This is a genomic window from Paractinoplanes atraurantiacus (assembly GCF_900215205.1).
Lineage (GTDB): Bacteria > Actinomycetota > Actinomycetes > Mycobacteriales > Micromonosporaceae > Actinoplanes > Actinoplanes atraurantiacus.
The window spans coordinates 474,581-489,854 of record NZ_OBDY01000001.1 but is presented as its reverse complement, the minus strand read 5'-3'; the positions used below and the strand labels follow the sequence as shown (position 1 = coordinate 489,854).

The following is a 15,274-nucleotide window of genomic DNA, read 5'->3' as shown; positions in this document are numbered from 1 at the left end:
CGCCTGGTTGAACCGGCTGTGCTAGCGGGGCTCTTCGAAGTCAAAGAGTAGGCGCTTGTGAAGGCGTGCACAAATCGCGATCTTGATCGGATGGCTGGACAAAGATCCATCTGGGTGCTAATCGGATTATGCCAGCGTCCGGGCGATCTCGACAGCCTCGACCAAAGTGTCCGCCACCGGGCGACCGGACGCCCGCAAACGGACGGGGTCGGTGAATCCCCCCGTATAGAGCACCGAAACCCCGCCGACCGACTCGGCCGCCGCCGCGTCGTCCAGCGAGTCGCCGATGAGCACCACGTCCGATCCGGCCAGCCCCAGCTCGGCCAGGTGCTCGGCCAGATGGCCGGCCTTCAGGTGCCCGCCGATCTCGGTGCGCAGACCGTCCACCCGGGTGAAGACGCCGGTCAGGCCGTACGTCTCGATGGCCGGCACCAGCTCCTTGTGGAACCACATGGACAGCAGGGACTGGGTCCCCGGCCACGACTTGAGCGCCTCCGCGGCGTCGGCGGCGAGGGTCATGTTCGTCAGGCCCAGCCGGTACGCGTCGTGGAAGATCCGGTCGAGCTCCTCGAACTCCTCCTGGTCGACCGCGCGCTCGAGGATCTCGGCGTAGAACTCGGCCACCGGCCGGCGGAACCGGGCGCGGTGCTCGTCGGCGCCGACCGCGCGGCCGCCGATCGCGGCGAACGCCTCGTTGGTCGACGAGACCACCAGAGAGAGGTCGTCGAGCAGGGTGCCGTTCCAGTCCCAGACCAGGTGCTTGCGCGTCACGGCGAACAAACTACAGGCGCGGCTCCCCCGGCGGCCTGGACAAATCCCGCAGCAGCCGGTCCTCCTCGACCTTCCAGTAGCCGTGCTCGGCACCGTCGAGCAGCACCACCGGCACCCGGTCGCCGTAGTCGCGCTCCAGCTCGATCGACGAATCGATGTTCACCCGGCTCCACTGACCAGGGATGATCCGGTCGAGCGCGGCCTCGGCGACCTCGCACAGGTGGCAGCCGTCCCGGCTGATCAGGGTCACACGGCTCACGATGACAGCTCCCTCTTGCGAACCTTGCCGGTGGCCGAGTGGGGAAGCTCACGCACCAACTCGATCGACGGCACCTTGAACCGGGCGAGCTGCCCGGCACAGAAGACCTGCAGCTCGGCCGGGGTCGGGGGCGGGTCGAGCGCGGTCACCACGAACGCGTGCGGCCGCTCGCCCGTCTCGGGGTCGGGCACGCCGACCACGGCCGCCTCGGCCACACCGGGATGGGTGCCGAGCACCCGCTCGATCTCGGCCGGGTAGACGTTGAAGCCCTGCACCAGGATCAGCTCGTCGACCCGGTCGACCAGGTGGAGGTCGCCGTCGGCGTCCGCGTAGGCCACGTCGCCGGTCGCCCACCAGCCGTCGGCGCCCGGGCCGCCCCGTCCGTCCGGCCAATATCCGGAGAAGAGGTTGGCCCCGCGCACCACGATCTCGCCCGGGTCGGTGCCGGCCGAGTCCTCCACCGACAGGTCGAGCTCGGCCAGGTCCTCGCCGGGTGACGGCGTGCCGTCGCGCCAGAGCACCTGGCCGGCCGCCGAGCGCAGCAGCAGCGAGACGCCGGGCAGCGGCCGCCCGATCGAGCCGGGTTTGCCGCGGTCGCTGACGGCCGTGGTGGTGAGCACCGGGGCGGTCTCGGTCAGCCCGTAGCCGATCAGAACGCTCTTGCCGGTGGCGGCGGCGAACCGGGCCGCGTCGTCCGGGGGCAGCGGGGCGGCGCCGCAGACGGCCGTGCGCACGGAGCGCATCGCGATGCCGGCCCCGGGCTGCTGCGACCACGCCGCGTACATGCCGGGCACGCCGACCACCACGGTCACCGCCCGCGAGGCGATGACCTCGAGCGACGCACCGGGGTCGAACCGGTCGACCAGCACGCCGGTCGCGGCGTGGTGCGCGACCGAGCCCAGGCCGGTGTTCAGGCCGTACGCGTGGAACAGCGGCACCGCGAGCAGCACCACGTCGTCCGGGCCGACGACGGCCGGCTCGATCGCGTCCAGCTGATCGTGGTTGGCGGCCAGCGCGGCGTGGGTCAGCATCGCGCCCTTCGGCCGGCCGCTCGTCCCCGAGGTGTAGAGGAGGACGGCGAGATCGGGCGGCGTTTCCGTCCGTACGGGCTCGCGTGGGCCCCCGGCACTCCCGATCACCAGGGCGGCCCCGGAATCCCGGATCGCGTAGTCCCTCTCGGCGGCCGTGTAGGCCGGGTTGAGCGGCACCGCCACCCGCCCCGACCGCAGCACGCCGTAATAGGCCACCACGAACTCGATCGAGTTGCCGAGCACGATCGCGACGCGGTCGCCCGGCTCGGTATCCGCGGCGATCGACCGCGCGGCCTCGTTCACCCGCTCGTGGACGTCGGACCAGGTCAGCGCGGCGTCATCGGTGATCAGGGCGAGGCCGTCGGGCCTGCGCGCGGCGGCCCGGGCGACCGGGTCGCGGGCTGCTTCGTCCACGAGGCACGAGTCTGGCACAAAGCGCCACGGAAGTGGGTGCCGGACAGCCTGTCCGTCGCGCGCCGAGCCGTGTCGGCCATGGTGGCAGACGTTCCTTGTGTCTTGTCTGCGCCACTTCGTACTATTTCTGCGCAGTCGCACACAGCGCACACGGTGTGCGACTCCGTGTGTCCGGTGTCCGTGATACTTCGCGTCTGTGTAACGGACTCCACAGCCCTGGGTGAGGTCGGTCTGACGTTTTAGGCCACCCCACCCCTTTTGCTATGAGTGATCACCCCTCATCCCGAGGAGGCCGCTGTGCCACAAAATGCACGCCCATGCTGCGCATCCACGTCTGGCGGGACGGATCAGCAGCAGTCGAAGCAGCAGCCCCGCCGGGTGAAGGAGGCGCAGTGAGCCATGTCTACGCCGGGGACCCGTACCACCGCGACGTGTTCGCGGCCCGCCTCGCATTGGCCGACGGTTTGACCGTCCTCCGCCGCTCGGTCGGCGCGTTCGACGACCTGATCGTCAACACGATCCGCGGCGACGGCCCCAAGCGGACCCGCAACCGCCCGCACGTCAACGAGTCGCCCGGGCACCGGATCCCGCCCACCGGCAACGCGAACCCCCTGGCCGGCGGCGGCCGGGTGGCCGTGCCCGGCCGGCCCGGCATGCCCCCGCCGCAGCCCACCGCCGGTCAGCGCAGTCAGCTGCCCGAGGCGCCCGGCGAGCAGACGGTCGTCGTGCCCGCGCAGAGCACCACCAGCCCGCCGACCGAGCCGGCTCAGCAGCCGAAATATCCGGCCCGCCCCGACCCGGGCGACGCCGCGGCCGAGGTCTGGGCGCTGGTGGAGCGCGCGCAGGCCGGCGAGGCCGAGGCGTTCGGCCTGATCTACGACCGGTACGTCGACACCGTCTTCCGGTTCGTCTACTTCCGGGTCGGCAACCGCCAGCTCGCCGAGGACCTCACCTCGGACACGTTCCTGCGCGCGCTCAAGCGCATCGGCAGCTTCACCTGGCAGGGCCGCGACCTCGGGGCCTGGCTCGTCACCATCGCCCGCAACCTGGTCGCCGACCACTTCAAGTCGGGCCGCTACCGGCTCGAGGTCACCACCGGCGACGTGCTCGACGCCGACCGCGAGGATCGGGGCCCCGAGGGCAGCCCGGAGTCGGCCGTGGTCGACCACATCACCAACGTCGCCCTGCTGACCGCGGTCAAGCAGCTCAACCCGGAGCAGCAGGAGTGCATCGTGCTCCGCTTCCTCCAGGGCTTCTCGGTGGCCGAGACCGCGCAGACCATGGGCAAGAACGAGGGCGCCATCAAGGCCCTGCAATACCGCGCGGTGAGAGCGCTCGCCCGGCTTCTGCCGGAAGGGTTTCAGGCGTGACGGGGGCCACCTCCATTACCCGATGCCGGGCGCTCGCCCCCGTAACCGGGGACGCGTGTCGCGCGTTTGTCCGAGTGCGACCCCGGGCGGCCCTCGAGTCCCCCGATTTCGTCGCGACCGTCGGCGACGCCGCCGACGAGACACTCACGAGCGAGGGGAGGTGCCCGCGGTGAATTTCGACTTTCTGGACCGGCGGAGCGCCGAGCGCTTCGCGGAGCTTCTCGACGAGAACACCGGCGGCCGCCGGCACCACAGCCGCGGCCAGGCCGACGAGCAGCTCGCCGAGCTGGTCGCCATCGGCAACAGCCTCTCCGGCGCGCGGCCCGGGGTCCGGGTGGACTCCGAGTTCCGCACCGGACTGCGGTCCATGCTGGTGGCCACCGCCGAGCGGGACGGCATCGGCCGTACCGCCACCGCAGTCGAGAAGGAGCCCGCCGCCAGGCAGGCATCGACCGCCCGGACCGGCCTGCGCGCCGGCCTGCTGGGGCACGGCGGCCGTATCCGGGCCCGCGGCGCGATCGTGATCGGCGTTGCCGCCGGCGCGATGGCCGTCTCCGGAATCTCCGCGGCAAGCGAGAACGCATCACCGGGCGACGCCCTGTACGGGGTCAAGCGCTCGACCGAACGAGCCCAGCTGGCCATGGCCGGCTCGGACGTCAGCCGGGGTCAGCTGTCCCTGGACTTCGCCCGCAACCGGCTCGCCGAGGCGGCCGCGATGAAGGGCGGCGACAGCGGGTTCGCCGGCGTGCTGGACGACATGGACGCCGACACCCGCAAGGGCGTCAAGCAGCTCACCACGGCGGCCGTCGCCAACCGCGACGCCAAGCCGCTGACCACCATCGACGGCTTCGTCGACCGGCAGCGCGGCATGCTGATGCCGAAGCTCGACCAGCTCAGCACCGGCAACCGGGAGCGGGCCGGCGGCTCGCTCCAGCTGCTCGAGTCGGTCAGCAAGCGCTCGGCCGACCTGCGGGCGGGCCTGAAGTGCTCGCCGGTGGCCTCGAACGGCGCGGACACCCTCGGCCCCAAGCTGAAGGACTGCGCCGACGACACGGACGGCCCGTCGTCGACCTCGTCGCGCCCGTCCTCCGGGCAGAGCAGCAAGACGACGACCAAGCCGAGCAAGGACGCCAAGGTCAGCCCGCAGGACGCCGATCCGACCGCCGAACCGGGCGCCACGGCCGGCTCGAACAAGGTCAAGAGCAACGGCGGAGTGACCGGTCAGGCCACGCCGTCGACCTCGCCGGAGCTGCCGCTGGGCGGCACCCCGGTGCCGTCGGAGACGCCGCTGCTCGACCCGGGCACCGGCACCGGCGACACCACCGGCGACTCGACCGAGAAGGGCCCGCTGGGCGGCCTGCTGGACGGGATCTTCGGAGACTGACCGGACGGAAGACATGGCGAGGGGCGGTTGCCGGGAATTACCGGACCGCCCCTCAACGTCATTGTAGGCCGAAAACGCCCACCGGGGACCTCAGCGGGCAAACGGATCGGGGCGCTTCTCCAGCAGCTCGAGCAGCGTCGCCTGGATCGTCTCGCGCACCTGGTCGGCCAGGTTGTAGACGACCATCGGGTCGTCGGCCAGCTCGGTGAGGTGCGCGGTCGGTATCGGCGGGCAGACCTGGATCATCCACTTGCTCGGCAGCGGAACCAGGCCGAGCGGGCCCAGCCACGGGAAGGTCGGCGTGACCGGGAAGTAGGGCACGCCGAGCAGCCGGGCCAGCGGCTTGATGTCGGCCAGGATCGGGTAGATCTCCTCGGCCCCGACGATCGCCACCGGCACGATCGGGGTGCCGGTGCGCAGCGCCGCCGAGACGAAACCGCCCCGGCCGAACCGCTGGAGCTTGTACCGGTCGGCGAAGCGCTTGCCGATGCCCTTGAAGCCCTCGGGGAAGACGCCGACCAGCTCACCCGTGCTCATCAGACGCTCGGCGTCCGGGTTGCAGGCCACGGTCACGCCCGACTTGCGGGCCAGCTCGCTCACCACCGGCATGCGGAAGACCAGGTCGGCGCCGAGCAGCCGCAGGTGACGCTCGCGGGGGTGTTTGTCGCGGATCGCCACCGACAGCATCAGCGCGTCGAGCGCGAGCGTGCCCGAATGGTTGCCGACGACCAGCCCGCCCCCGGTGGCGGGGATGTTCTCGATGCCGAAGACCTCGGTGCGGAACCAGTCGTGGTAGAGCACCCGAAGCAGCGGATGGAAGACCGCGTCGGTGAGCTCGGGGTCGAAGCCGAACTCGTCCACCTCGTACGTCCCGGCGAGCCGGCGCCGCAGGAAAGCGAGCCCGTTGGCCACCCGCTGGTCCCAGACGTCCAGTGCCGCCGCGGGCTCGGCCGGAGGCCGCGACTCCTCGGGGATGGGCCGGCGGCCGTTCACCCGCACCGGCTCGGCGGGCCGGGGCAGGACGAAATCGGCGTTGCCGGGCAGCATGTCGCGGAACTCGTCCTGGCTCATGAATCGCTCCCGCCGGTCACCGAGGCGGGCTCGGCGGCACCGCGAACCCGCCGGATGCCGTCGAGGATGGCCTGCTCGGCGGCGGCCAGCCGGTCGTCGGTGAGCGAACCGCCGGCGTGGCCCTTGATGAAGTCGTCGAACGCCTCGGACGTGGTGCGCGGGGTGAAGCCGAACTCGCGGACCAGCCGCGTGGTGTCGACGACCCGGCCGTGCACGAAGAGGTCGATCTGATCGAAGCCGATCTGGCCGATCCCGACGTTGCGGGCCAGCCCGGTGAGGGTGGAGAGCGTGCCCTCGGGCAGCGGCACCGAGATGCGCCCGGCCCGGCGGACGGCCTGTGACAGCGCCAGCACGCCGGCGCCGGCCACGTTGAACGTGCCCGGGTGGTCCTCGATGACCGAGCGGTGCAGGATCTCCAGCGCGTCGTCGACGTGCACGAACTGGAGCCGGGCGTCGCGCCCGAACACGGTCGGCACCACCGGCTGCGAGAAGTAGCGGGTGAGCGTCGTGTCGGCGGTCGAGCTGATGAACGGCGCGAAGCGCAGCACGGTGGCCGCCACCTCGGGACGACGGCGGCGGAAACCGCGGACATAGCCCTCGATGTCGAGGATGTCGCGCGCGAACGAGCCCCGCGGCACGGCCCGGGGCTCGGTGTCCTCGGTGAAGACCGCGGGGTCGCGGAACGACGCGCCGTAGGCGGCGGTCGACGAGCGCACCACGAGCTTGCGCAGCCTGGACGCGCCCTGCGCGGCGGCGAGCAGCTGCATCGTGCCGATGACGTTCTGCTCTTTCATCGCGGCCCGGCCGCCGTGTTGCGAGTCGGGCGCGCTGGCCACCGCCAGGTGCACGAGAGCCTCGGCACCCAGCTCGGCGATGGCGCCCGAGGCCGCACGGGCATCGGCCCGGATCAGCTCGACGTCACCCATCAGGTCGCGCAGGGCGGCCGGCGGGTCGAGCGGATCCAGGCCGACGACACGGTCGACCCGGGGATCTGCGGCGAGGCGAGCGGCCACCCGGGCGCCGAGATATCGGCTGACTCCGGTGACCACGACGACGCTGGGCGGAGAGGTCACGTCGGGCGCACCTTCCGATGCGTACGGGTGCGATACGTGCGGCAAGGGATGGAAAGGTCGGCAGACTGAGTTAGCCCGCGGCGGAAAACCGATGCCAACCCGTTGTTAACCGACCCACCATCACTTGCCCAGACGGCGACGCTGGACGCGGGTCTTGCGCAGCAGCTTGCGGTGCTTCTTCTTCGCCATACGCTTGCGGCGCTTCTTGACCACGGAGCCCATACGACATGCCTCTCGAAACTGGTGGATCGGACCGGCGCGTGCGCGGTGGCACGTCCCGTATCCGAGCTGAACGGGGTCCCGGGCGCGCGGAGCAATCGGGAGCCAACCGCACCAGCGTACAAGCCCGGCGAGCGCCGGGCCAAAACGGCCTAGGCCGTCTGGGAGAAAGCGCCGCGCAAGTACTCGTGCACGGCGTGCTCGGGCACCCGGAAGGACCGGCCGACCCGGACGGCGGTGAGGTCACCGCCGTGCACCAACCGATAGACCGTCATCTTGGAGACCCTCATCAGAGAGGCCACCTCGGCGACGGTCAGGAACCGCACCTCCGAGAGCCGTTCCTCGGTCTGGGCTGGACCCGTCATCTCGTACGCACCGATCCTTTCGCAGGCACGGGCCGCGGCGGAGAGATAAGCGTTTGCGACGCGGCGGAGAACGTGCGTGTCATCAGAACGGTATCGATACGGCTGTGACCAACGCGATGCGTTCCGTGAAAAAGGCCGGAAAAAGTCAAGGCCAACACGCCGGTTGTGCACCGTTTCTGCCCCAATTGTTGCTTTCGGGGACGGACAAGGTGTCTACCGTCGGTCGGCGAGACGGCGCACGACGTAGCCGTACCAGTGGGTGCCGTACGGCAGATAGACCCGCACGACGTTGCCACCGGCGGCCAGCCGGGCCTGCTCCTGCGGGCGCACCCCGTGGAGGAGCTGGAACTCGTACTCCTCCGGCAGGCGGTCGAACCAGCGCGCCCGGTCCTCGGCGATCGCGATCAGCCGCGGGTCGTGCGTCGCGACCATCGGATAACCGTCGCCCGACATCAAGATGTTCAGGCACCGCACGAACGACTTGTCGATGTCGAGGGCGGACTGGAACGCCACCGACTCCGGCTCCGCGTAGGCGCCCTTGCAGAGCCGCACCCGCGACCCGGCCGTGGCCAGCTCGCGGCAGTCGCCCTCGGTGCGCCTCAGACAGGCCTGGAGCACCGCCCCCGTGCCCGGGTGGTCCTTGCGCAGCTCGGCCAGGATCTCGAGGACCGCGTCGGTGGTGGTGTGGTCCTCGGCGTCCAGCGTCACCGTCGTGCCGGTCTCGGCCGCGGCCGCGCAGACCGCCTGGGCGTGCTCGTAGGCCAGCCGCTCGTCGAGCCGCAGGCCCAGCGCCGACAGCTTCAGACTGACCTCGGCGGCCGGGGTCAGGCCGGCGTCTTTCGCCCGGGCCAGCAGGGCGCGGTATTCGTCGCGGACGGCGACCGCCTGCTCCGCGCTGCGCGTCTCCTCAGCCAGGTGGTCGAAGGTCACGTACAGCCCGTCGTCGGCCAGGGCGCGGCCGGTGCGCACCGCCTCGCCGACCCCGTCACCGGCGACGAAACGGGCGGCGACCTTTCGGCTGACCGGGAGGGCGGCCGCGAGGCGCCCGAGGCGGTCCGATCCGGCGGCGGACAGGAACAGGGAGCGGAGCATGTCCCGAGCGTATCGTCCGGTCCACCTCCGATCGTGGGAGTGGCACGCGGGCCATGTTCGTCGGCGGCCGGTGCGGCTACCTTTGTCGGGTGGACTTCGATGCGTACGCCCGAACCGCTGTTGACCTCGTCAACGCGGAGGTGAGTGATCTCGCCGCTCTCCGGGCCCTGTTCACCGACGAGCAGGGCTGGATGCGCGAGGAGGTCGCGGAAAAGGACGTCGCCGTCTTCCGCCGCGCTCAGCGGCGCCTGCGCGACGTCTTCGAGTACGGCACGAGCGGCCGCGACGCCGAGGCCGTGACCGAGCTGAACTCGCTGCTCGAGGTGTACCCCGTGCAGCCGCGCATCTCCGGGCACGACGCCGCCGACTGGCACATGCACGTGACCAGCCGCGGCTCGTCGGTCAGCTCCGAATACCTGGCCGGCGCCGCGTGGGGCCTCTCGGTCTGGCTCTGCGAGTACGGCAGCGCCCGCTTCGGCATCTGCGCCGACGAGCGCTGCGGCAACGTCTACCTCGACACGTCATCCAACAACTGCCGCCGCTTCTGCTCGGAGCGCTGCGCCACGCGTTCCCACGTGGCCGCGCACCGAGCCCGCAAGCGCGCTGAGCTGGCTGGCTCCGCTTCGCTCCGCGAGGCAATCGCCTTGTAACCGCTGAGATGGCAGGCGATTGCCGTGGTGGTCAGCCCCGCGTGATGGCAGGCGTGGGTGACTCGGCCGGCTTCAAATGGCGGCGGGCGAACTCCAAGGACTCGCGCAGGTCGGCCTCGCGGGCCGCGCGGCTGGGTGCCTTGCGCGTGGAGACCTCCAGCGCGACCGAGCCGGTGAAGCCGCGCGCCGACAGCGAGCGCAGCAGCTCGGCGCAGGGCTGGTTGCCGCGGCCGGGCACCAGGTGCTCGTCGCGGCCCTCACCGGTGCCGTCGCCGAGGTGCACGTGCTTGAGGCCGGCGCCCATCTTGTCGGCCATGGCCAGCGAGTTGATGCGCGACGCGGCGCAGTGGGACAGGTCGAGCGTGTAGGCGTCGAAGCCGGTCGCGGTCGGGTCCCAGCCCGGCGTGTAGGGCACGAACCAGCGGCCGGCCATCTTCACCGGGAACATGTTTTCGATCGCGAAGTCGAGGTCGGGATGCCGGGCCTGGATCTTGGCCAGGCCGGCCGAGAAGTTCTTGGCGTAGTCGCGCTGCCAGCTGAACGGCGGGTGCACCACCACCGTGGGGGCGCCGAGCGTCTCGGCCAGCTGGGCCGCGCGGCTCAGCCTCTCCCAGGGATCGGTGCTCCACACCCGCTGGGTCACCAGCAGGCAGGGCGCGTGGACCGACAGCACCGGAACGTTGTAGTGATCGGCCAGACCCTTCAGCGCGCCGGCGTCCTGGCTGACGCGGTCGGTCCAGACCATGACCTCGAGGCCGTCGTAGCCGGTCGTGGCGGCCAGCTCGAACGCGGCCGCGGTCGGCTCGGGGAAGACCGACGAGCTGGACAGAAGCACGGGAACGCGGGAACTCACGCTCTCAAGCGTAGACCCGTTTGTCGCGTACGCCGTCTCCTCTACCGGGTATATGCGGCCATACCGGGCGGCGACACGGCGGGGGTCACCTGCGGGCGTACGCTGACCCGGGTGAGCCGCCGTCAACAGATCCGCATCGTCCTCGACGCTGCGGCAGCCGCCCGTGCCGCCGAGGTCGATCTCGATTTCCCTCGTGAGTGGATCGAGTTCCTCGACCCCGATGACGACAAGCACCTGGTCCGAGCCGATCTGACCTGGTTGCTGTCGCGATGGACGTGCGTCTTCGGCTCGGCCTGCCACGGCATCGTGGCCGGGCGCGCGCAGGACGGCTGCTGCTCACACGGCGCGTTCTTCACCGACGCCGACGACGAGAACAGGGTGAAGGCGGCGGCGGCCAAACTCACTCCGGAGAACTGGCAGCACCACCGCCGGGGCTTCAAGAACTACACGGAACTGGACACGATCGACGGGTCCAAGCCGGCCCGGCGCACGGCGACCCAGTCCGCTGACGGCCCGTGCGTCTTCCTCAACGACGCCGACTTCGCCGGTGGTGGCGGGTGCGCCCTGCACGCGCAGGCGCTGCGTGACGGCGTACACCCGCTGACCTACAAGCCCGACGTCTGCTGGCAGCTTCCGGTGCGCCGGGAGCAGGACTGGATCAAGCGCCCGGACGGTACGAAGGTGCTGCAGTCGACGCTGACCGAGTTCGATCGGCGCGGCTGGGGCCCGGGCGGCCACGATCTCGACTGGTGGTGCACGTCGTCGCCGGACGCGCATGTCGGCACCGAGCCGATGTACGTCTCGTACGCGCCGGAGCTGATCGCCCTGGTCGGCCAGTCGGCCTACGACAAGCTGGCCGAGCTCTGCGCCGACCGGCTGGCAAAGGGTCTGACCGCGGTGCACCCGGCCACGGTCAAGGCCGGGGCACCGAAGAAGCGCGGCGGACGTGAGCCGGCCGCGCCCCCAGACAGCCTTTAGGCCGTTCAAGGGCGGCGGCGGGGTGGTTGGACGGGGGTCAGGGCTCGAATTTGTAGCCGAGGCCTCGCACCGTGACGATGTAGCGCGGGGCCGACGGCTCGGGCTCCACCTTGGAGCGCAGGCGCTTCACGTGGACGTCGAGGGTCTTGGTGTCACCGACGTAGTCGGCGCCCCAGACCCGGTCGATCAGCTGGCCGCGGGTCAGCACCCGGCCGGCGTTGCGCAGCAGCAGCTCGAGCAGCTCGAACTCCTTCAGCGGCAGCTGGACACCGCTGCCGTCGACGGTCACCACGTGCCGCTCGACGTCCATCCGGACCGGGCCGGCGGCCAGCGTCGGGGTGGAGACCTCGGCCGCCTCGGTGCCCTGGCGGCGCAGCACGGCGCGGATCCGGGCGACCAGCTCACGCGGCGAGTACGGCTTGGTCACGTAGTCGTCGGCGCCGATCTCCAGGCCCACGACCTTGTCGATCTCGCTGTCCCGGGCGGTGACCATGATGATCGGGACGGCCGAGCGCTGACGCAGCTGACGGCAGACCTCGGTGCCGGACATCTCCGGAAGCATGAGGTCGAGCAGCACGATGTCGGCACCGGTCCGGTCGAACTGCGTCAGGGCGGAGGTTCCGGTCGGGGCGACCGAGACCTCGAAGCCCTCCTTGCGCAGCATGTACGACAGGGCGTCGGAGAACGACTCCTCATCCTCGACCACGAGCACGCGGGCCAATGTGGTTCCTTCCATCTTCCGGCTCACAGGCTCAACGCCCGCCAGCACCGGACTCGATCTCAATTGCCGTCGGTAACGGCAAGGGGGCTTCCGGGGGACGCGCCGGTAGGCGCAGAGTGAACGTCGAGCCGTCGCCGAGGCTGCTGGTCACGTCGACCCGGCCGCCGTGGTTGGTGGCGATGTGCTTGACGATGGCCAGGCCGAGACCGGTGCCGCCGGTCGAGCGCGACCGGGCCTGATCGGCGCGGTAGAACCGCTCGAAGATCCGGTCGACGTCGTGCGGCGCGATGCCGATGCCCTGGTCGGCGACGTCGATCTCGACCCAGTCGTCGTCGTTACGCAGGGTGAGCTCGACCTTAGTGTCATCTCCGGAGTACGCGATCGCGTTCTCCACGAGGTTGGTCACCGCGGTCGCCACCTGACTGTCGCTGCCGTAAACGGTAGCGCCCTTGGGACCGGAGTAGACGACCTCGATGTTCTTGGCCGAGGCGGTGGTGCGGGTGCGGTCGATCACCTCGGCGATGATCCAGTCGACGGCGACCGGCTCGGGGGTGGGCAGCGGCTCGGCGCCCTGGAGCCGGGTCAGCTCGAGCAGCTCGTTGACCAGGCGGCCCATCCGGGCCGACTCGTGGTGGATCCGCTCGGCGAACCGGCGGGCCGCGAGCAGGTCCTCGTTGGCCTCCTCGCCCTCGACGGCCTCGGCCGCCGGCACCTCGGTCGCGTCCAGCAGCGCCTCGGCCAGCAGCTGGAGAGCGCCGATGGGGGTCTTCAGCTCGTGGCTGACGTTGGCCACGAAGTCGCGGCGCACGCGGGCCAGCCGGTGCGACTCGGTGACGTCGGCCGCCTCGACCGCCACGTGCGTCGAGTTCAGCGCCACCGCCCGCAGGTGCAGGCCGAGCGGCGCCTGAGCGGCTCCGGCCCGTCCATGCGGAAGATCAAGTTCGACTTCCCGCCGTACGCCCGTGCGCCGCACCTGGCCGGCGAGCGTGCGCAGGATCGGGTGGGCCGCGATGGTGCCCGGGGCGCCGCCGGAGCGGAGCAGACCCATCGCCCGGGCGGCCGGGTTGACCAGCACCGGGTGATCCTCGGCGTCGAGGACCACCACGCCGACGCGCAGCGAGTCGAGGCTCTTGCGGCCGAGCCCCTTCATGCTGTGCTTGCCGGTGTGCGGCTCGTCCGTGTCGATGGCGCGTCCTCCCTCATCTTTCCGGGAGGCAGCGGCGTCCGACCCGGGCGACCTACGGGCACGGGCGATGAAGACCCCCGCAGCCACGCCGACAGCCAGCGCGACGAGGGTCAGGAGAGTGCCGTACACCAGGTCCACGCTGCGATCGTAGGGTCATTGTTTACCTGAGCCCTAGGGGTATCCGGACAAACCGGGCGCGCGTCGAATAATGTTCACCACTGCGCCCGGCGTCGTTCATCGCCGTTCACGTGTCCGCTGCTGGTTGCCCCTAGCCTGGACGACAACCAAGGTCGCGCCCTGTTTCGGGGCGACCGCGAGCCCCTGGGGACGAGACAACATGCGCGAGGAGTTCCAGGCCGACCTCAACGAGGTCACCCGCCTGCTGGTGACCATGGCAGAAGGGGTGCGCACCGCGCTGCGGAACGCGACCACGGCGCTGCTGACCGCCGACCTCAAGGCCGCCGAGTCGGTCATCGAGCGCGACGTCGAGATCGACGCGATCTACAGCCAGGTCGAGACGAAGGTGGCCGACACCATCGCCCGCCAGGCGCCGGTCGCCTCCGACCTGCGGATGGTCATCACCGCCCTGCACATCTCGGCCGACATCGAGCGCATGGGCGACCTCGCCGAGCACGTGGCCAAGACGGCCATCCGCCGTCACCCGTCGCCGGCCGTCCCGGCCGAGCTGCGCCCGGTCTTCAAGAAGATGGCCGAGGTGGCCGACGCGATGGCCGGCGAGATCACCAAGCTGCTGGCCCACCCCGACGCCGAGCTGGCGGCGGCCCTCGAGACGGCCGACGACAAGATCGACGACCAGGAGCGCGAGCTGTTCCGCATCATGCTGGCCGACGACTGGCCGTACGGCGCCGAGACCGCCATCGACGGCGCCCTGCTGGGCCGGTTCTACGAGCGGTACGCCGACCACGCCGTGAACGTCGGCGCGCAGCTGGTCTACCTGATCACCGGAGACAAGGTGACCGGCCAGAGCTGAGCACCTCGCTCGCCTGGACGGAGCAGGGCCGGGACGCCACGGGGCGTCCCGGCCCTTTGCTGTGTGCTTCTAACGGCCCTGGTTGGCGACGGCCGCGGCCGCTTCCTTGGCCGCCTCGGGGTCGAGGTACGTGCCGCCGGCGGTGACCGGGCGCAAGTTGTCGTCCAGCTCGTAGCGCAGCGGGATGCCGGTCGGGATGTTCAGCTTGGCGATCGCCTCGTCGGAGATGCCGTCGAGGTGCTTGACGATGGCGCGCAGCGAGTTGCCGTGCGCGGCGACCAGCACCGTCTTGCCGGCCCGCAGGTCCGGGACGATCTCGTCGTACCAGTACGGCAGCGCGCGGACCAGCACGTCCTTGAGGCACTCGGCCGTGGGCAGCGCCTCCGGCGGCAGCAGCGCGTACCGCGGGTCGTCGAACTGGGCGAACTCGGAGTCGCGCTCGATCGGCGGCGGCGGCACGTCGTACGACCGGCGCCAGAGCATGAACTGCTCCTCGCCGTACGCCTCGAGCGTCTGCTTCTTGTCCTTGCCCTGGAGAGCGCCGTAGTGGCGCTCGTTGAGGCGCCAGGAGCGCTTCACCGGAATCCAGTGGCGGTCGGCGATGTGCAGCGCGATCTCGCTGGTCCGGATGGCCCGGCGCAGAACGCTGGTGTGCACCACGTCCGGCAGCACGCCCTGCGCCTTGAGGAGCTCGCCGCCGCGGCGGGCCTCGTCCTCACCCTTGGCGTCGAGGTCGACGTCGACCCAGCCGGTGAAGAGGTTCTTGGCGTTCCACTCGCTGTTGCCGTGTCGCAGCAGCACCAAAGTCCCTGTCATGCGCTCCATCCTGCCGCAGCCGGATCGGCG

At 70.9% G+C, this 15,274-nt stretch carries 16 protein-coding genes and 1 pseudogene; 5 read left to right on the top strand and 12 right to left on the bottom strand.

The genetic code is table 11. The annotated features are described in order from the left end of the window. Nucleotides 1-126: 126 nt before the first annotated feature. Genes CRP55_RS02265 through CRP55_RS02255 form a run of 3 tightly spaced genes read right to left on the bottom strand, consistent with a single transcriptional unit; the run spans nucleotide 127 to nucleotide 2,475 of the window. Entirely contained in the window at nucleotides 127-771 is a 645-nt protein-coding gene (locus CRP55_RS02265) for an HAD family hydrolase (RefSeq protein ID WP_097318688.1), read from the bottom strand. Nucleotides 772-781: 10 nt separating this feature from the next. Then, nucleotides 782-1,030 carry a glutaredoxin family protein gene (locus tag CRP55_RS02260; RefSeq protein WP_097317754.1) on the bottom strand — a complete coding sequence of 83 codons (249 nt, stop codon included), beginning with the start codon at nucleotides 1,028-1,030 and terminating at the stop codon, nucleotides 782-784. Next, complete coding sequence (locus CRP55_RS02255) at nucleotides 1,027-2,475, bottom strand: AMP-binding protein (protein ID WP_245922748.1); 1,449 nt, start codon at nucleotides 2,473-2,475, stop codon at nucleotides 1,027-1,029. Before CRP55_RS02255 ends, CRP55_RS02260 begins: the two co-directional genes overlap by 4 nt. Before the next feature lie 392 nt (nucleotides 2,476-2,867). Here CRP55_RS02255 and CRP55_RS02250 point away from each other — a divergent pair, with 392 nt between their 5' ends. Continuing rightward, complete coding sequence (locus tag CRP55_RS02250) at nucleotides 2,868-3,845, top strand: ECF subfamily RNA polymerase sigma factor, BldN family (protein ID WP_097317752.1); 978 nt, start codon at nucleotides 2,868-2,870, stop codon at nucleotides 3,843-3,845. A 169-nt stretch (nucleotides 3,846-4,014) separates the two neighbouring features. Further along, a pseudogene (locus tag CRP55_RS02245) lies at nucleotides 4,015-4,899 on the top strand (DUF5667 domain-containing protein); the annotation flags it as partial. A 420-nt stretch (nucleotides 4,900-5,319) separates the two neighbouring features. Here CRP55_RS02245 and CRP55_RS02240 read toward each other — a convergent pair. From CRP55_RS02240 to CRP55_RS02220, 5 genes are all read right to left on the bottom strand, one after another. After that, a complete protein-coding gene (locus CRP55_RS02240) occupies nucleotides 5,320-6,300 on the bottom strand; it encodes a lysophospholipid acyltransferase family protein (protein WP_097317751.1) in 981 nt (326 codons plus the stop codon). Further along, nucleotides 6,297-7,373, bottom strand: coding sequence for an NAD-dependent epimerase/dehydratase family protein (locus CRP55_RS02235; protein ID WP_097317750.1), 1,077 nt, complete (start codon nucleotides 7,371-7,373; stop codon nucleotides 6,297-6,299). Before CRP55_RS02235 ends, CRP55_RS02240 begins: the two co-directional genes overlap by 4 nt. Before the next feature lie 120 nt (nucleotides 7,374-7,493). Beyond that, entirely contained in the window at nucleotides 7,494-7,595 is a 102-nt protein-coding gene (locus tag CRP55_RS02230) for a 30S ribosomal protein bS22 (protein ID WP_007465623.1), read from the bottom strand. Nucleotides 7,596-7,744: 149 nt separating this feature from the next. Then, nucleotides 7,745-7,957 (bottom strand): helix-turn-helix domain-containing protein, encoded by a 213-nt coding sequence (locus CRP55_RS02225; RefSeq protein WP_097317749.1) that lies wholly within the window; start codon nucleotides 7,955-7,957, stop codon nucleotides 7,745-7,747. A 213-nt stretch (nucleotides 7,958-8,170) separates the two neighbouring features. Further along, nucleotides 8,171-9,049, bottom strand: a complete 879-nt coding sequence (locus CRP55_RS02220; RefSeq protein ID WP_097317748.1) for a proline dehydrogenase family protein — start codon at nucleotides 9,047-9,049, stop codon at nucleotides 8,171-8,173. Between the two features lie 89 nt (nucleotides 9,050-9,138). On the opposite strand from CRP55_RS02220, the gene CRP55_RS02215 reads away from it, so the two are divergent. Continuing rightward, nucleotides 9,139-9,699: a CGNR zinc finger domain-containing protein gene (locus CRP55_RS02215; protein WP_097318687.1), complete on the top strand. Its 561-nt coding sequence runs from the start codon at nucleotides 9,139-9,141 to the stop codon at nucleotides 9,697-9,699. Nucleotides 9,700-9,730: 31 nt separating this feature from the next. Here the strand turns inward: CRP55_RS02215 and CRP55_RS02210 are convergent, their stop codons facing one another. Next, on the bottom strand, nucleotides 9,731-10,552 hold the full coding sequence (locus CRP55_RS02210; RefSeq protein WP_097317747.1) for a sugar phosphate isomerase/epimerase family protein: 822 nt from the start codon (nucleotides 10,550-10,552) through the stop codon (nucleotides 9,731-9,733). A gap of 135 nt (nucleotides 10,553-10,687) precedes the next feature. Between CRP55_RS02210 and CRP55_RS02205 the strand changes: the two genes are divergently transcribed. Further along, complete coding sequence (locus CRP55_RS02205; RefSeq protein WP_438865758.1) at nucleotides 10,688-11,530, top strand: DUF3109 family protein; 843 nt, start codon at nucleotides 10,688-10,690, stop codon at nucleotides 11,528-11,530. Nucleotides 11,531-11,567: 37 nt separating this feature from the next. Here CRP55_RS02205 and CRP55_RS02200 read toward each other — a convergent pair whose 3' ends face one another. Together CRP55_RS02200 and CRP55_RS02195 are read right to left on the bottom strand one after the other, a co-directional pair. Beyond that, entirely contained in the window at nucleotides 11,568-12,251 is a 684-nt protein-coding gene (locus CRP55_RS02200; RefSeq protein ID WP_097317745.1) for a response regulator, read from the bottom strand. A 31-nt stretch (nucleotides 12,252-12,282) separates the two neighbouring features. Then, a complete protein-coding gene (locus CRP55_RS02195) occupies nucleotides 12,283-13,575 on the bottom strand; it encodes a sensor histidine kinase (protein WP_245922746.1) in 1,293 nt (430 codons plus the stop codon). A 199-nt stretch (nucleotides 13,576-13,774) separates the two neighbouring features. Between CRP55_RS02195 and phoU the strand changes: the two genes are divergently transcribed. Continuing rightward, nucleotides 13,775-14,428 carry a phosphate signaling complex protein PhoU gene (gene phoU / locus CRP55_RS02190; protein ID WP_097317744.1) on the top strand — a complete coding sequence of 218 codons (654 nt, stop codon included), beginning with the start codon at nucleotides 13,775-13,777 and terminating at the stop codon, nucleotides 14,426-14,428. A gap of 69 nt (nucleotides 14,429-14,497) precedes the next feature. Here phoU and CRP55_RS02185 read toward each other — a convergent pair whose 3' ends face one another. After that, nucleotides 14,498-15,244, bottom strand: coding sequence for a phosphoglyceromutase (locus CRP55_RS02185; protein WP_179854980.1), 747 nt, complete (start codon nucleotides 15,242-15,244; stop codon nucleotides 14,498-14,500). Between the last annotated feature and the right edge of the window lie 30 nt (nucleotides 15,245-15,274).